Annotated in this window: 15 protein-coding genes and 3 tRNA genes; 5 read left to right on the top strand and 13 right to left on the bottom strand. The window is 74.0% G+C overall.

What is annotated here, in order from left to right:
- Positions 1 to 17 precede the first annotated feature (17 nt).
- Positions 18 to 1,538, top strand: a complete 1,521-nt coding sequence (locus tag ACWD5O_RS12515; RefSeq protein ID WP_354966966.1) for a CYTH and CHAD domain-containing protein — start codon at positions 18 to 20, stop codon at positions 1,536 to 1,538.
- On the top strand, positions 1,526 to 2,401 hold the full coding sequence (locus ACWD5O_RS12520) for an NUDIX hydrolase (protein WP_354966967.1): 876 nt from the start codon (positions 1,526 to 1,528) through the stop codon (positions 2,399 to 2,401). The genes ACWD5O_RS12515 and ACWD5O_RS12520 overlap by 13 nt, the downstream gene beginning before the upstream one ends.
- A 19-nt stretch (positions 2,402 to 2,420) precedes the next feature.
- Here ACWD5O_RS12520 and ACWD5O_RS12525 read toward each other — a convergent pair whose 3' ends face one another.
- The 4 genes from ACWD5O_RS12525 to leuC all read right to left on the bottom strand — a co-directional run bounded on the left by ACWD5O_RS12525 (position 2,421) and on the right by leuC (position 7,409).
- Positions 2,421 to 4,337 carry an endonuclease/exonuclease/phosphatase family protein gene (locus ACWD5O_RS12525; RefSeq protein ID WP_450085330.1) on the bottom strand — a complete coding sequence of 639 codons (1,917 nt, stop codon included), beginning with the start codon at positions 4,335 to 4,337 and terminating at the stop codon, positions 2,421 to 2,423.
- Positions 4,338 to 4,478: 141 nt separating this feature from the next.
- The gene (locus ACWD5O_RS12530; RefSeq protein WP_387326989.1) at positions 4,479 to 5,189 is read right to left on the bottom strand and encodes an HU family DNA-binding protein; all 711 of its coding nucleotides are present in this window, start codon (positions 5,187 to 5,189) and stop codon (positions 4,479 to 4,481) included.
- A gap of 172 nt (positions 5,190 to 5,361) precedes the next feature.
- Complete coding sequence (leuD, locus tag ACWD5O_RS12535) at positions 5,362 to 5,949, bottom strand: 3-isopropylmalate dehydratase small subunit (RefSeq protein ID WP_450085331.1); 588 nt, start codon at positions 5,947 to 5,949, stop codon at positions 5,362 to 5,364.
- A 14-nt stretch (positions 5,950 to 5,963) separates the two neighbouring features.
- On the bottom strand, positions 5,964 to 7,409 hold the full coding sequence (gene leuC / locus ACWD5O_RS12540) for a 3-isopropylmalate dehydratase large subunit (RefSeq protein ID WP_450085332.1): 1,446 nt from the start codon (positions 7,407 to 7,409) through the stop codon (positions 5,964 to 5,966).
- 49 nt (positions 7,410 to 7,458) lie between these two features.
- On the opposite strand from leuC, the gene ACWD5O_RS12545 reads away from it, so the two are divergent.
- Positions 7,459 to 8,145 carry an IclR family transcriptional regulator gene (locus tag ACWD5O_RS12545; RefSeq protein WP_036374687.1) on the top strand — a complete coding sequence of 229 codons (687 nt, stop codon included), beginning with the start codon at positions 7,459 to 7,461 and terminating at the stop codon, positions 8,143 to 8,145.
- A gap of 210 nt (positions 8,146 to 8,355) precedes the next feature.
- Here ACWD5O_RS12545 and ACWD5O_RS12550 read toward each other — a convergent pair.
- The 4 genes from ACWD5O_RS12550 to ACWD5O_RS12565 all read right to left on the bottom strand — a co-directional run bounded on the left by ACWD5O_RS12550 (position 8,356) and on the right by ACWD5O_RS12565 (position 9,773).
- Positions 8,356 to 8,428: transfer RNA gene (locus tag ACWD5O_RS12550), tRNA-Glu, on the bottom strand.
- Positions 8,429 to 8,582: 154 nt separating this feature from the next.
- Positions 8,583 to 8,655 (bottom strand) — tRNA-Glu (locus ACWD5O_RS12555).
- 134 nt (positions 8,656 to 8,789) lie between these two features.
- A tRNA-Gln gene (locus ACWD5O_RS12560) sits at positions 8,790 to 8,861 on the bottom strand.
- Between the two features lie 108 nt (positions 8,862 to 8,969).
- On the bottom strand, positions 8,970 to 9,773 hold the full coding sequence (locus ACWD5O_RS12565; protein WP_354966972.1) for a fumarylacetoacetate hydrolase family protein: 804 nt from the start codon (positions 9,771 to 9,773) through the stop codon (positions 8,970 to 8,972).
- A 174-nt stretch (positions 9,774 to 9,947) separates the two neighbouring features.
- On the opposite strand from ACWD5O_RS12565, the gene ACWD5O_RS12570 reads away from it, so the two are divergent.
- Together ACWD5O_RS12570 and ACWD5O_RS12575 are read left to right on the top strand one after the other, a co-directional pair.
- Positions 9,948 to 11,393: a hypothetical protein gene (locus ACWD5O_RS12570; RefSeq protein WP_387326984.1), complete on the top strand. Its 1,446-nt coding sequence runs from the start codon at positions 9,948 to 9,950 to the stop codon at positions 11,391 to 11,393.
- A gap of 34 nt (positions 11,394 to 11,427) precedes the next feature.
- Positions 11,428 to 12,294, top strand: a complete 867-nt coding sequence (locus tag ACWD5O_RS12575) for a 3-methyladenine DNA glycosylase (protein ID WP_387326982.1) — start codon at positions 11,428 to 11,430, stop codon at positions 12,292 to 12,294.
- 26 nt (positions 12,295 to 12,320) lie between these two features.
- On the opposite strand, the gene ACWD5O_RS12580 is transcribed toward ACWD5O_RS12575, so the two are convergent.
- The 5 genes from ACWD5O_RS12580 to ACWD5O_RS12600 all read right to left on the bottom strand — a co-directional run bounded on the left by ACWD5O_RS12580 (position 12,321) and on the right by ACWD5O_RS12600 (position 15,831).
- Positions 12,321 to 12,917, bottom strand: a complete 597-nt coding sequence (locus ACWD5O_RS12580) for a TetR family transcriptional regulator (RefSeq protein WP_354966975.1) — start codon at positions 12,915 to 12,917, stop codon at positions 12,321 to 12,323.
- 73 nt (positions 12,918 to 12,990) lie between these two features.
- Positions 12,991 to 13,989 (bottom strand): aldo/keto reductase, encoded by a 999-nt coding sequence (locus ACWD5O_RS12585; protein WP_387326979.1) that lies wholly within the window; start codon positions 13,987 to 13,989, stop codon positions 12,991 to 12,993.
- A 114-nt stretch (positions 13,990 to 14,103) separates the two neighbouring features.
- A complete protein-coding gene (gene arfB, locus ACWD5O_RS12590) occupies positions 14,104 to 14,529 on the bottom strand; it encodes an alternative ribosome rescue aminoacyl-tRNA hydrolase ArfB (protein WP_121654221.1) in 426 nt (141 codons plus the stop codon).
- Between the two features lie 34 nt (positions 14,530 to 14,563).
- On the bottom strand, positions 14,564 to 14,860 hold the full coding sequence (locus ACWD5O_RS12595; protein WP_387326975.1) for a hypothetical protein: 297 nt from the start codon (positions 14,858 to 14,860) through the stop codon (positions 14,564 to 14,566).
- Positions 14,861 to 14,970: 110 nt separating this feature from the next.
- Positions 14,971 to 15,831, bottom strand: coding sequence for a S1C family serine protease (locus ACWD5O_RS12600; RefSeq protein ID WP_450085333.1), 861 nt, complete (start codon positions 15,829 to 15,831; stop codon positions 14,971 to 14,973).
- Positions 15,832 to 15,843 lie beyond the last annotated feature (12 nt).

Consider the following 15,843-nt stretch of genomic DNA (forward strand, 5'->3'; position numbering starts at 1 on the left):
CGGCATAGGCTGAGCTGATGGTGGAGGAGGAGCAGAAGCACGAGGTGGACGACGCCTACGTGCTGCCGGACCTGTCCGCCACCTCCCCGGCCGGTGGCGAGGTCCGCGCGCTGCCGCCGGTGACGCTGGTCGCCCGCTACCTCGACACCGTCGACCTGCGGCTTGCCCGGGCCGGCGCCTCGCTGCGCCACCGCCGGGGCGACGATCTGCCCTGGACGGTGAAGCTGCCCACGTCGACGCCCGGTGTCCGGCACGAGATCTCCCGTCCCGGGCCGGTCGGACAACCGCCGCCGGAGCTGGTGGAGCTGGTCACCGCCCTGCACCGGGGCGCGCCGCTGGCGCCGGTGACGGTGGTGCGTACGGTCCGGCACGCCCACGAGGTGCGCGACGGCGCCGGCACGGTGCTCGCCGAGGTGGTGGACGACCGGGTGACCGTGCTCGACGACGCCGGCGCCACCACCGACACCTTCCGCGAGCTGGAGGCGGAGCTCAAGGCCGGCGACCGCGAACTGCTGGACCGGATCGGCGTGGTTCTGCGGGAGGCCGGCGCGCGGCACGGGGCGTTCATTCCGAAGCACGTGCGGGCGCTGGGCGCGGCGGCACAGGCCGAGCCGGACCTGGTCGCGCCGTCCGGGCTGCCGGCCGACCCGAGCGCCGGGGACGTGGTGACCGAGGCGGTCCGAAAGGAGGTACGCCGCCTGCTCGCGCACGACCCGCTGGTGCGGCTGCACGCCCCGGGCGGCGGCGGTGACAGCGCCGTCCACCAGATGCGGGTCGCCTGCCGGCGGCTCCGCACCGACCTGCGCACCTTCGCGCCGCTGGTCCGCAGGAGCTGGTCCCGCCCGCTGCGGGCTGAGCTGCGCTGGCTGGCCGGCGTGCTCGGCGCGGCCCGCGACGCCGAGGTGCTGCGCGACCGGCTGCGGCGCACCGCGACCACCGATCCGCTCAGCCCACTCGACCCGCGCGCGGTGGACCGGCTCGACGAGGCGCTCGCCGAACGGCAGCGGCAGGCCCTGGCCGCGGTCCACGAGGCGCTGCGCTCGGCGCGCTACCTGGCCCTGGTGGACGCCCTGGTGCTGGCCGCCCGCGCCCCCCGGCTCACCCGCCGGGCGGCCGCCCCGGCCGCGCGGGCGCTGCCCGGGCTGGTGGCACGCGCCTGGCGACAACTGACCGGGCCGGACGGCGTCGACGGCCTCGACCCGCTGGCGCCGGACGACCGCTGGCACGCCGTGCGCAAGGAGGGCAAACAGGCCCGGTACGCGGTCAACGCGGTCGCCCCGGCGCTCGGCAAGGATGCGCGCCGGCTGTCTCGCGCCCTTGCCGGGGTCCAGGATGTGCTGGGCGAGCACCAGGACGCCGCCGTCGCCGCGGACACCTGGCTGGCCCTCGCCGCCGACCGGCCGGACGACCACGAGCTGGCGGTCACCGCCGGTCGGCTGGCCGAACGGGAACGCGAGACGGTACGCCGGATGCGTGCCCGCTTCCCCGCCGCCTGGCACCGGGCAACCCGGCGACGGCGGACCCGATGGCTGCCGTGACCGGCATCCGGGCGGCCGGTGGGGTGGCCTGGCGACCGTCCGCCGACGGTGTGCAGGTCTGCGTCGTGCACCGCCCGCGCTACGGGGACTGGACGCTGCCGAAGGGCAAGCTGGAGCCGGGCGAGCACCCGCTGGTCGCGGCGGTACGCGAGTTGGCCGAGGAGTCCGACGTGCGGGGCGTGCCGCAGGTGCGGCTGCCGTCGGTGCGCTACCGCAGCGAGGGCCAGCCGAAGCTGGTCGACTACTGGTCGATGCTCGCGATGGGCTCCGGCGGCTTCCAGCCCGGCACCGAGGTGGACGACGTGCGCTGGCTCGCCGTGGACGACGCGATCCGGTTGGTCAGCTACCCGCACGACGCTGAGGTGCTGGGCGCGTTCGCCGCGCTGCCACCGGTGACCGGGACGATCGCGCTGATCCGGCACGGGCACGCCGGCAAGCGGGCCACCTGGACCGGCCCCGACACCGGACGGCCGCTGGACGCCGAGGGATGGGCTCAGGCGCAGGCGCTGGCCGGGCTGGTCGCCCTGGTCCGGCCGGCCCGTCTGGTGTCGGCGTCGCCGCGCCGCTGTGTGCAGACCCTGGACCCGGCCGCCGCGCTGCTCGACCTGCCGATCGAGATCTGCGGCGACCTGGACGAGCCGCAGCCGGGCCAGCAGCTCGACGAGCAGGTCCTCGCCACCGCCGCCCGGCTGCTGGAGCTGGCCGGCGGCGGGCGGGTGGCGGTGTGCGGGCAGGGCAAGGTGCTGCCGGGCGCCCTGGAGCAGCTGTCCGGCCGCGCCGACGAGGACTTCACCACGCCGAAGGGCGGCGGCTGGCTGCTCGCCTTCACCGCCGACCGGATGCTCGCTGCGGACCGCCTGTAGGCCGCCCTGAGCCGGCGGGTCAGCGGGCGGGCAGGGTGAGGGTGACGGCGACCGGCAGGTGGTCGCTGGACGTGCCACGCGGCGCGACCGGGCCGGTGGGGGTCAGGCCGGGTGAGACGAAGACGTGGTCGATCTGCTGGCGCGGATCGTCGGCCGGACTGGTCGCCAGCGGCCGGGCGGCCGCCAACGCGTCGACTAGACCGGCCGCGCTGAGCTGCCCGAACGCCTCGTCACCCGGTTCGGTGTTCAGGTCGCCGGCCACCACCAGCGGCCGGCCCGCCGCGTACCGGGTGGCGAAGTCGGTGACCGCGCGAGCCTGGACCACCGGGCCCAGGTCGGGCGGCGGTTGCAGGTGGGTGCTGACGACCGCGGTGCGAACGCCGGCACCGAGATCCAGGGTGACGGCGAGGGCCTGCGCACCGGTGGGCGCCCCGACGGCGGGCAGCGGCAGGGTCCGCGGATCGGTCCCCGGCCAACGGCTGAGCACCGCGTCGCCCCAGACGGGGTCGGCGGCCGGCCCGAAGACGTACGGCATGCCGAGCCGGTCGGCCAGCAGGTCCAGGGTGTCGTGGCCGCCGTTGAGCAGCCAGCCCCGGTCCACCTCGCTGAGCAGCACCACGTCGGGCCGCTGCCGGTCGACGGCGGCGGTCAGCCCGGCCAGGTCGAACCGCCCGTCGAGCCCGAAACCCATCCGGACGTTGTACGCCACCACGGTCAGCCGCTCCGGCGGGCCGTCCCGGTTGTCGGCCGCCGGCACCTCGTCGGCGAGCAGCGGCGCCAGCAGTGCCAGCGCGGTGACCGCGGCCGTGGTCCGCAACGGCGGCAACGGTGCCGGGGCCGGGCGGCCGACGGGACGGGCGGCGAGGGCCACGACGGCGACCAGCGCGGCGACCACCACCGGCACCGCGCCGTTGGGGTAGCCGAGGTCGTAGGCGGAGTAGTACCCGACCGCCCCCAGCGCGAAGACGAGCATGCCGACGGCGACCGCGTATCCCCGACGGCCCGCCCATCGCGCGCTGTCCTCCGCGCCGCCGGCCCGCCCGGCGTCGTCGGCGCCCTCGACACTGCCGGCGTCGTCGGTGTGGGCCAGGCAAGCGCCGAGACCGACGGCGGTGAGCAGGACGGCCGCGACGAGCAGGTCGCCCCGGTCCAGCGCGAAGAGCAGCGCACCGGCCAGCAGTGCCGCCGGTCCGAGTGCCCGACCCCACCGCCGGGGCGCACCGACCAGTGCGGCCAGCAGGAATCCGGCGACCGCCACCGGCAGCGGGGCCAGCCCGAACAGCGGCGAGCGGGCCACGCCGTCCCCCGCGACCAGGTACGAGGTTCCGGTCCGGGCCAGCGCCGGACTGAGCGCCACCATCCCGGCCAGCAGCAGTGCCGGCCCGGCCAGCAGCCAGGCCCTGGCGCCACCGGGGCCGGCGGGCACGGACGGCAGCGCCGTGCCGAGCAGGAACACCGTCACCGCGACGGCGCTGAGCAGCCAGGCCACCCAGTCACCCCGCCAGACCAGGTCGTACGTGTCCAGCACCGCGTGCGCGGCCGCGTTGGCCGCCAACCCTAGCGCCAGCCCGGGCACCGGTCGGTCGGTGGCGGCGGCGACGCCGACCAGCCAGACCAGCCCGGCCAACAGCCCGGCGGTGGCCAGCCAGAGCTGCGTACGCCCGCCCGGAGCGGCGGTGAGCGCGAGCCGGGCGGCGGCCAGCACAACGGCAGCGGCGACGGTGACCGGGCGGGCGCCCACCCGGCGGACCAGCGCCGGTGCGGCCAGCGCGAGCACGAACCAGCCGAGGGCGAACGCGCCCATCAGCTCGGCCGGGGTGGACGCTGCCTGGCCGAAGATGGTGATGATGATGCCGGGCAGCCACACCCGCAGCACGTCGATGAGCAGGAGGACGCCCAGCGCGAGCCATCCGGTGGTGAGCTGGCGGTAGCGCACCGGCGCCCTCTTCCCGTCGGCGGGCCGGCAAAGGGGGGCCGGCACGGCGATTCTGCGCGTGCCGGCGCGTCCGGTCAACGGTCCGGGCTACGCCGAAAAGGGCGCCCACCCCACGGGTAGACGCCCTTTCCTGCGGGTCGGTCAGCGCTTGCTGGCCGCCTTCTTGGCCGGGGCCTTCTTGGCCGGGGCCTTCTTCGCCGCCGTGCTCTTGCTCGCCGCCGTGGTGGTCTTCTTCGCCGCAGCGGACCTGGTCGCCGCGGCGCTCTTCTTCGCCGGGGCGGTCTTCTTGCTGGCGGCCGCCTTGGTCGCCGTGGCGGTCTTGCTCGCCTTGGCCGGGGCGGTCTTCTTGCTGGCCGCCTTGGTGGCCGTGGCGGTCTTGCTCGCCTTGGCCGGGGCGGTCTTCTTGCTGGCCGCGGTGGTCTTCTTGCTGGCCGCCTTGGCCGCGGTGGCCTTGGTGCCCGCGGCCTTGGTGCCCGCGGCCTTGGTGCCCGCCGCCTTGGTGCCCGCCGCCTTGGTGCCGGCGGTCTTGGCCGTGGTGGTGGCGGTCTTCTTCGCCGCCGCCGTGGCCCTCGGCACCTTGCCGCTGGCCACCATCTCCTTGAATCCGGCGCCGGCGCGGAAGGTGGGGACAGATGTCTTCTTGACCTTCACCGCCTCGCCGGTACGCGGGTTGCGCGCTGTTCGCGCGCCACGCACACGCTTTTCGAATGCTCCGAATCCGGTGATCGCCACCTTCTCGCCCTTGGTGACCGCCGCCTGGACCTCAGTGAGGACCGCGTCGAGCGCGGCCGTCGCCGTTTTCCGGTCCCCCAGGCGAACAGCGAGCGCCTCGATGAGCTCGGCCTTGTTCACGACTTCCTCCCGATTGTGCAACTGACTCGACGCGAGCCATTCTGCGCGCACGGTATGCCCTGTGCTGCCGGGACACAAACATTCGGTGGAAAAAAGCCCTTGTGTCGCAACGGATTCACCCCCACCGGTTGGACCGATGGGGGCGGAATCCGGTGTGCGGTCGGGCGTGCGGCTATGCCACCGAGGGCAGGAACGGCAGTCGGCCCGCCTCGTAGGAGTCGATGTCGGCGGCGTGCCGAAGGGTGAGTCCAATGTCGTCCAGGCCCTCCAGCAACCGCCACCGGCTGAAGTCGTCCAGCGGAAACGACCAGCTGGCGTCCCCGGCCCGGAGCTGGCGAGCGGTCAGGTCGACGGTCACCGGAGTGCTCGGATCCGCCTCGACGAGGCCCCAGAGTTCTTCGACGGCTTTCAATTCCAACTCGACCGGCAGCAGACCCTCCTTGAGTGCGTTGCCGCGGAAGATGTCGCCGAAGCCCGGGGCCACGACTGCGCGAAAACCCCAGTCCCGCAGAGCCCAGACGGCGTGCTCGCGGGAGGATCCGGTGCCGAACTCCGGACCGGCGATGAGGATCGACGCCCCGGAATACGAATGATCGTTGAGCACGAATGCCGGATCTTCGCGCCAGGCACTGAACAGTCCGTCGGCGAAGCCGGTCCGAGTCACCCGCTTGAGGTACACGGCCGGGATGATCTGATCGGTGTCCACGTTGGAACGCCGCAGCGGCACGGCGGTGCCGGTGTGGGTGGTGAACTTGTCCATCTCCTCGGTCCCTTCTACAGGTCAGCGGGGGCGGCCAGCCGGCCGACCACGGCGGTGGCGGCGGCGACCGGCGGGGAGACCAGGTGGGTACGCCCGCCCCGACCCTGACGGCCCTCGAAGTTGCGGTTGGAGGTGGAGGCGGAGCGCTCGCCCGGCTTCAGCGTGTCGGGGTTCATCCCCAGGCACATCGAGCAGCCGGCGAACCGCCACTCGGCGCCGGCGTCGGCGAAGACCTTGTCCAGCCCTTCGGCCTCGGCGGCCTCCCGCACCGCGGCGGAGCCGGGCACCACGAGCATCCGTACCCCGTCGGCGACCGTGTGGCCGCGCAGCACGTCGGCGGCGGCCCGCAGGTCCTCCAGGCGGCCGTTGGTGCAGGAACCCACGAAGACCACGTCGATGGGCAGCTCACGCAGCGGCGTGCCGGCGCACAGGTCCATGTACTCCAGCGCCCGGCGGGCCGCGGCACGTTCGGAGTCGGTGGCGAACTCCTCCGGGTCCGGCACCGGCGCGCTCAGTGGCGCGCCCTGACCGGGGTTGGTGCCCCAGGTGACGAACGGGGTGACCCGGCTGGCGTCCAGGGTCACCTCGGCGTCGAAGCGCGCGCCCTCGTCGGTGGGCAGCGACCGCCACCACGTGACCGCCGCGTCCCAGTCCGCGCCCTGCGGCGCGTTCGGCCGACCCTTGAGGTACGCGAAGGTGGTCTCGTCCGGCGCGATCATGCCGGCCTTGGCGCCCCACTCGATGGACATGTTGGCGATCGTCATCCGCCCCTCCATCGAGAGGGCGCGGATGGCCTCGCCGCGGTACTCGACGATGTGCCCGCGACCGCCGCCGGTGCCGACCTGGGCGATCAGCGCGAGCACCAGGTCCTTGGCGGTGACCCCCGGGGCGAGCCGGCCGGTGACGTTCACGGCCATGGTCTTCGGCCGGCTCTGCGGCAGCGTCTGGGTGGCCAGCACGTGCTCCACCTCGCTGGTGCCGATGCCGAAGGCGAGCGCGCCGAACGCGCCGTGGGTGGCGGTGTGCGAGTCGCCGCAGACGATGGTCAGGCCCGGTTGGGTGAGCCCGAGCTGCGGGCCGATGACGTGCACGATGCCCTGGTTGTCGTCGCCGAGCGGGTGCAGCCGCACGCCGAACTCGGCGCAGTTGCGGCGCAGCGTCTCGATCTGCGTCCGGGACGTGGGGTCCGCGATGGTGAGCAGGTCACCACGGCGGGACCGGAACGCCGGATCGGCGTACCCGGTCGGGGTGTTGTGGTCCTCGGTCGCGAGCGTCAGGTCGGTACGGCGCACCCGGCGACCGGCGAGCCGCAGCCCGTCGAACGCCTGCGGGCTGGTCACCTCGTGCAGCAGGTGCAGGTCGATGAAGAGCAGGTCCGGCTCACCAGCGGCGGACCGTACGACGTGCGCGTCCCAGACCTTCTCGGCCAGGGTCCTCGGCTGAGGAGTGACTCCCACCATCTGGACATCCTAAATTCTGGGAGGTAAGTTTCGGCTTGTGGGACACAGTATGAGCGGTGTCGGCGTTCTCGACAAGGCGGTGGTCATCCTGGCCGCCTGTGTCGACGGCGCCAGCCTGGCCGAACTCGTTGAGCGCACGAAGCTGCCCCGGGCCACCGCGCACCGGCTGGCACAGGCACTGGAGATTCACCGGATGCTGGTCCGGGACACCCAGGGTCGCTGGCGTCCCGGCCCGCGGCTGGGCGAGCTGGCCAACGCCGCGCCGGACGTCCTGCTGACCGCCGCCGAACCGCTGCTGGCCGCGCTGCGCGACGCCACCGGCGAGAGCGCACAGCTCTACCTGCGCCGCGCCGACGAACGGATCTGCGTGGCGGCGGCGGAGCGCGCCAGCGGCCTGCGGGACACCGTTCCGGTCGGGTCGGTGCTGCCGATGACCGCCGGGTCCGCGGCCCAGATCCTGCTCGCCTGGGAGCCGCCGGAGGCGGTGATGCCGCTGCTGCCACGCAGCAAGTTCACCGGCCGCACCCTGGCCGAGGTACGGCGCCGCGGCTGGGCGCAGAGCGTGGCCGAGCGGGAGGCCGGTGTGGCGAGCGTCTCCGCCCCGATCCGCGACCGCACCGGCAGAGTGATCGCCGCCGTCAGCATCTCCGGCCCGATCGAGCGCCTCGGCCGCCGCCCCGGCGAACGCCACGCCATGGCCGTGGTGAGAGCCGGCCAACGCCTCTCCGGCCTCTAACCCCCACCCCACCCCACCCCGACCCGGGCCCCGCCTGGGCCCCACCCCCCGCCGGCGTGATCAAGAGGTTTGCGTCAGTCCACCCGGCGTGGCATGACGCAAAGCTCTTGATCACGCGGACGGGAGGGGGCGGGAGGGGGACGCGGGCGGGGGGTGGGACTGGGTATGCAGGAAGGCTCGCCTCGCGGAGCGAGACGAGCCTTCGGTTTGTAGCCCCGACCGGATTCGAACCGGCGCTACCGCCTTGAGAGGGCGGCGTCCTGGGCCACTAGACGACGGGGCCAGAACTTTCCTGCTTCACCGCCCTCGCGAGCGGTGCGGCTGTAGTCTAGCGGCACCGTATCCCGGGGGGCAGCACGGGGTGCGGGCCCGGCGGGGCGCGCGAGGTGGACACGAAACAGCCCGCCTCACCAGGTGAGACGGGCTGTGCGCTGATGTAGCCCCGACCGGATTCGAACCGGCGCTACCGCCTTGAGAGGGCGGCGTCCTGGGCCACTAGACGACGGGGCCAGAACCACTTCTGCTCCTCCACCGTCGCGGGCGGGGGAGCTGCACTCTACCAGAGACCACCCTCCGCCCCCGCGGGGGCGGAGTCGCACTCCGTCAGAATCCAGCGTCCGGGATTCTCGCGAATCCCAGCTGCGCTGGGGTACCAGGACTCGAACCTAGACTAACTGAACCAGAATCAGTCGGGCTGCCAATTACCCCATACCCCATTGGCCCCTTGCGGCGCCGGGAGTGAACATTACCCTCCCGGTGCCGGCAGGCCAAATCCGATCCCCCCGAACCGCCCGTGAGCTGCGGAAACAGGGGCATCGGACGGATCAGGCGACCGGGACCACCGGGTTGGTGAGCTCCCCGATGCCCTCGATCCGCACGGTGACCGCATCCCCCTCGACGAGCGGGCTAACCCCTGCCGGCGTGCCGGTGAGCACCACGTCGCCGGGCAGCAGCGTCATCACGTGCGAGATGTACGACACCAGGCCGGGCACGTCGAAGACCATGTCCTTCGTCCGGCCGAGCTGGCGTACCTCCATCTCCTCCGGGTTGCGGCCCACCTCGCACCGGATCTCCAGGTCGGAGACATCCAGACCGGTGGTGATCCACGGCCCGATCGGGCAGAACGAGTCGAAGCCCTTGGCCCGGGTCCACTGCCCGTCGGAGCGCTGGAGATCACGGGCGGTGACGTCGTTGGCGCAGGTGTAGCCGAAGATGGCGCGTTCGGCGGCGGCCCGGTCGGCTCGGCGCGCCCCCGGCGCCCCGATCACCACCGCCAGCTCCGCCTCGTGCTCCACCTGCTTGGAGAAGATCGGCAGCCGGATCGCGTCCCGGGGACCGATCACCGAGGTGGACGGCTTGAGGAAGAGCAACGGCTCCTTGGGCACCTCGCTGCCGTGCTCGGCGGCGTGGTCGGCGTAGTTGCGACCCACGCAGACCACCTTGCTGGGCAGGATCGGCGAGAGCAGTCGGACGTCGGAGAGGGCCCAGCGGGCCCCACTGAAGGAGAGCTTGCCGAACGGGTGGCCTTCGATCTCGGCGATGGTCAGGCCCTGCGGCCCGGCCTCCGGCTCGCCCTCGACGACCCCGAACGACATTCCCTTGGCATGAGCGAAACGAGCGATACGCACCCGGCCAATCTATCCCCGCCGCCAGGTTTACCGACCAGGACCGGCTGCCGGGTGTGCTCAAGCCGTCAGGTGGGGGCACCCTAGCCGAGGCGGCGACGGCCCGGGCCGGCTTCCCGACTTCGTACCCGCACGGAGGCAGCGCGCCCCTAGCGTCGGCTCCGGAGGTTCGTTCGTATGCCTGCATCGACACGACACCACAGAGCCCTCGCAGTGCTCGTGCACTGCCTCGGCATCCTCGCCGCCGTGCCGGCCCTGCCCACGGCGGCACCGGAGGCGGCGGCCACGCCACGACCACCGGCCGTCACGCCACAACCAACGGCGGCCCCGCCACGACCAGCGGGGGCCCTGCCGCCACCGGTCGCCAGCACGCCGCCGCCGGTGGCGGTGGCCGCGCGGGCACCCGCCGCGGCGACCGCGGAGCCCACGCCACCGTCGGCGCCGCCAGCGATGGCGCCACCCTCGCGGAAACCGGCGAAGGCGCTCCCGCCCCCGGTCACGGTGGCGGTCGCGCCGGAGAGCAGCCCCGCCCCGCGGTACCGGATACACGTCCGCAACGTGGGCAACTCGCCGGTCGACACGACGGTGCGCCAGGAGCTGCCGCCCGGCGCCTCGGCCACCTCGATCAGTTCCGGCGGACGAGCCACCCGCGCCGGCGGGTCCGCCACCGAGGTGACCTGGCGGTTGAGGCTGCCCGCGCACAGCAGCACCACGCTCGGCACGGCGCTCGCCGCGACCGCGCCGGGCCAACCGATGACCGCGCCGGCCTGCGCGTTCACCAGCGACGGCAGCCGGCCGTACGACTGCGCCACAGCCACCTGGCAGGCGGCGGCGACGCCGGCGGCGGCCGAGGTCACCGAGGCGCCGGCCTGGCGGCGGATCCCGGTGCTGCTGGCCGGGCTGGCCGTCCTGCTGCTGCTCTGCGCCGGTGCGTTCTGGGTGTGGCGTCGCCGCCGGCGTGGGCGGCGGATGACGGCCGCCGCCCTGGCCGCCGGCGGGGCGCCCGACGACGGACGCGGGACGGTCTATCCGCGTCCGTCGTCCCCGAGCCCGGCGCGGCGTCGGCGTACCCCGCCGGTCTGGTTGCTGGTCGGCGCGGCGGTGGTCGTGCTGGCCGGCGTACTCGGTGCTGCCGGCTGGACAGCGACCCGGCGGGTGGCGGCGATCGACACCCAGAAGCAGCCGACCAGCGGCGCGTGGATGGGCACCGCGGTGTCCGGCCCGGTCGGCATGCCGCTGCGCGAGTCGGCGTTCGAGTTCACCGTGTACCGGATGTCGTGCGGTGCGGCCGGCTCCGCCGGGCCGGCCGACGGCGGCGGTACGGCGCCGGCCGCGGGTCGGCGGTGCCAGGCCACGGTCGGTGTGCGCAACGTCACCGGCGATCAGCAGCCCTGGCACGGCCAGCTGCAACGGGCCTACCTGCCGGGCGGGCGCTGGGTGAGCACCGACGAGCCGGCCACCCAGGCGGCCAACCTGGGTCGGGACGTCTTCGCCGATCCGGTGGCCGCGGGCACCCGGGTGGTGCTCCCGCTGGTGTTCACCGTCGACGGGCGGGACCCGCCCCGGCAGCTGGAGCTGCGCAGCGGGGTGTTCTCCGCCGGCGTGCGGGTGGACATGCCCTGACCGGCGGGCGGGCGGCGGTCGTACCCTGGGGTCCGTGACCGCCGCCCTCGCCCCCGCCGTGCTCGACGTGGCGGCCTGGCAGGCCCGCCGCCGGGCCCACGAGGAGCGGGTGGACGGCTGGCTGACCCCGCACCTGGCCCGCCGGCGCCGCGGCGAGCGGCACCCGGTGGCCGATTTCCTCTTCACCTACTACTCGCACCGTCCGGCCCAGCTGCGTCGCTGGCACCCGGGCGCGGGGGTCGAGCTGCGTGGCGCGGATCCGGCCGATTTCGGCCGGGACTACCGCGCCACCACCGTCGGGGTCACCCTCGACACCGAGGCGGTACGGGCGCGACGCAGCGACTCGATCGGCTGGATCCGCTCGCTGCTGGCGGCCACCGCCGGGCGGACGCCGCACTTCGGCTGCTTCGGGATGCATGAGTGGGCGATGGTCTACCGGCAGACCCGTGAGGAGCTGCGGCACAACGCCTGGCCGTTGCGGCTGGACCCGGAGCGGACCGCCGCGATCGTCGAGGAGCGGGGCGTGCGGTGCAGCCACTTCGACGCGTTCCGGTTCTTCACGCCGCCAGCCCGGCCGTTGAACGTGCTCACCCCGACCCGGGAGACCCAGCACGCGCACGAGCAGCCGGGCTGCCTGCACGCGAACATGGACCTCTACAAGTGGGCGTACAAGCTGTCGCCGCTGCTGCCCTCGGAGCTCGTCGCGGACTGCTTCGAGCTGGCCCGGGAGATCCGCACCCTGGACATGCGGGCCTCCCCGTACGACCTGGCGGCGTTGGGTCATCCGCCGGTGCGGGTGGAGACGCCGGAGGGCCGGGCGGAGTACGCCGCCGCGCAGCGCGGCTTCACCGACCGGGCCGCCGTGCTGCGCGACCGGTTGCTCGCCGCCGTGCCAGCCTGACCTGCTCGCCGCCGAGCCAGCCCGACTCAGCTCTCCGGGCGGGTACGCAGGCCGTCGATGAGCAGCGCGACCACCGCTGCCATGTCATCGTCGAGGCCCGGTTCGCTCCACTCGGTGCGGTGGGACGGGTGGTGGAAGCGGGCGGTGGCCTGCAACAGCGCCCGGCCGGCCACCGCCGGGTCGGGCACGCTGAACTCGCCGGCCGCCAGCCCGTCCGCGACGATCAGGGTGAGCTGGCCGGCGAGGACCTCAAGGTGCTTGGCGACCGCGCCCTCGGAGAGGGTGGCGAGCTGGTGGAAGTTGTCGAACAGCTCCGGGTCCTCGCGGGCGATCCGGCGCTTGGTGCCGCTCAGCTCGGCGAGCCACCGGCGCAGCCGCTGCGGGGCCGGACCGGGGCCGGTGGCCACCTCGATCAGCGGGGTGGAGACCCGCGCCAGCCAGCGGTCGGCGACCGCATCGCGCAGCGCGGCCTTGCTGGCGAAGTGCCGGTAGACGCTGCCGTGGCTGACGCCCAGCGCCCGGGCGACGTCCAGCACGGTGGCCTTGGCGGGCCCGTACCGGCGCAGCACCTCCTCGGCGGTGTCGAGGATGCGGTCGGCCGTCAGGGCGGTGGCGTCGCTCATCCCTCCAGCCTTCCTGACCGCGCGGACGGCCGTGGCGCGGCCCCCGGCCGGCGGTCGCGCCACGGCCCGGCGGTCATGCCCGCTCGCTGTCCAGGAGCGCCATCTGCGCCTCGTCGTAGCGGCTGCCGGAGGCCGCGCCGGCCGGGACGGCGGCCTCGATCGCGGCCAGGTCCGCCGCGGTCAGGGTGATCGCGGTCGCACCCAGCGCCTCGGTCAGCCGGTCCCGACGCCGGGCGCCGATCAGGGGCACGATGCTCTCGCCCCGGGCGAGCACCCAGGCGATGGCGATCTGCGCCACGGTGACGCCGCGAGCCTCGGCGATCGCGCGCAGGGCGTCCACCAGGGCGAGGTTGCGGTCCAGGTTGGCGCCTGCGAACCGGGGCAGGTGGCCTCGGAAGTCGGCGCCGACGGTCTCCCGCTGCGCCGTCCAGTGGCCGCTGATCAGGCCCCGGGACAGCACCCCGTACGCGGTGATCCCGACGCCCAGCTCGCGCGCTGTCGGCAGGATCTCGGCCTCGGGGTCGCGGGAGATCAGCGAGTATTCGATCTGGAGGTCGGTGATCGGGTGCACGGCGTGCGCCCGGCGCAGCGTCTCTGCGCTCACCTCGGACAGGCCGATGTGCCGGACGTGACCGGCCTTGACCAGCTCGGCCAGGGTGCCCACCACCTCCTCCACGGGCACGTCCGGCGTGAGCCGGGCGGGGCGGTAGATGTCGACGTGGTCGGTGCCGAGACGGCGCAGGGTGTACGCCAGGAAGTTCTTGATCGCGGCGGGTCGGACGTCGACGCCGTTCCAGCCGCCCTCGGCGTCGCGCAGCGCGCCGAACTTGACGCTGATGACGGCGTCGTCCCGGTTGCGACCGCGCAGCGCGTCGCGCAGCAGCATCTCGTTGTGCCCCATGCCGTAGAAGTCACCGGTGTCCAGCAGGGTGACGCCGGCGTCGAGCGCGGCGTGGATGGTGGCGATGCTCTCGGCCTCGTCGGCGGCGCCGTAGAGGTCGGACATGCCCATCAGGCCGAGCCCGAGTGCGGAGACGGTGGGGCCGGTGGTGCCGAGGATGCGGGTGTTCATGGGTCTTCCTCTCCTGGGTGACCCGTTGAGCGTACATCCTTTGGCTGACAGATTCCAGATTCTGTCATCCAGTAGCTGGAAGGACCCGAAGCCTGCCCAGGGAATTGGGACGAACTACTCGCCGTCGACGCGGCGGTCGCGCTTGCGCTGGGACTGACGCTTCTTCTCGGCCAGCCGGCGCTCCTTGGCTCCCCGGGACGGGCGCGTCGCCCGGCGCGGCGGAGGTGGGGGCGCCGCGGCCTCGCGCAGCAGCGCGGCCATCCGCTCACGGGCCGCCTCCCGGTTGGCCAGCTGCGCCCGGTGCTCACTGGCGGCGATCGTCAGCACCCCGTCCACCAGGCGGTTGGCCAGCCGGGCCAGCGCCCGGGACCGGACCGACTCGGGCACGGCCGGCGAGTTCGCCAGGTCATAGCTCAGCTCGACCCGGGAGTCGGCGGTGTTCACGCCCTGCCCACCGGGCCCGGACGAGCGGGAGAAGCGCTCCCGCAGCTCCCCGGCGGGGACGACCCACCGGTCGGTCACCCGCAGTCCGTCGTCCACGCCCCGAGGCTAACCCGCACCGCCGCTCCCGAGGTCACCGGTGCGGTGGTTCACTCTGCGTCGTCGACGGGCTGGGCGCCGGGCCCGCGGTCTCGTCGTCGGAGCCGACCGCGGCGTAGGCCGCCGCGCCGACCAGCAGCAGCGCGATCACCCCGGCCTTGGTGGCGACGGCCCGGATCAACAGCCACGCGCTGCGCCGGACACCCGGCACCGACTTCTTGACGGTCTGATAGTCACTCCACCCACGCCGCGCCCGGGTGTACGCCGACCCCACTGCAATTCCGATGACCAGGCCCACCAGCAGGAGGACCACGAGAAGAGGACGCTCCACCTCAGCCAGTATCCATACCGAGCGTCATATTTCCATGGCCCGATGCTCTCCGGCCGGATATCCGACAGTGGCGGCGATCCCACGGGCCCCCGAAGGGCTGTCCGGGCAGCTCAGCCGCCCTTGCCGATGATCGTGTCGGCGGTCTGCTGCACCTGCTCGATCGGAATGGCGAAGCCGATGCCGATCGAGCCATTGCCGTCGATGGTGGCTATCGCGGTGTTCACCCCGACCACCTCCCCACGGGCGTTCACCAACGGTCCACCCGAGTTGCCGGGATTGATCGACGCGTCGGTCTGCACCGCGCTGTGCCGGTTGTTGCCCAACCGCACCTTACGGTCCAACGCGCTGACGATTCCCGCGGTTACCGTCCCGGACAGACCGAGCGGCGAGCCCACCGCGAGCACCGGCTCACCGACCCGCGTGGCACCCGGCTTGGCCAGCGGCAACGGGGCGAGCCCGGCCGACGCGGGCACCTTCAGCACCGCCAGGTCGCTGCGCGGCTCCCGGCCGACCACCTCGGCGGCGTACCGGCGGCCGTCGGGCAGCTCCACCGTCACCGGTCCGCCGCCACCCTTGGCCAGGATGTGGTCGTTGGTGATGAGGTGCTGCTCGTCGTCGACGGCGAAGCCCGAACCGGTCGCGGACGAGCCGTTCGCGCCGCCGGCGAGCACCGACACCACTCCGGGTACGGTCCGCTCGGCGGCGGTGACCAGCTCCGCCGGCACCGGGGCGGCGGACGCCGCCGCCTCGCCGGGAGCGCCGTCCCGACCGGCCACCACGCCACCGGCCACGGCGCCCGAGACGGCGGAGAGCGCCACCACCGCCAGCGCGGCGAGCAGTCGGCCCGGCCGCCGTCCGCCGGGGTCCCGCCCGGTGCCGGGGGCGTCCCAGAACCCGCGGCCGTCCGGGTCGAGTTCCGGCGAGATGAACCAGGGACCGCGCGGTTCGCCCAGTCCGGTCTGCACTGCCATGCGTACTCCTCA

The organism is Micromonospora sp. NPDC005161, assembly GCF_053599855.1.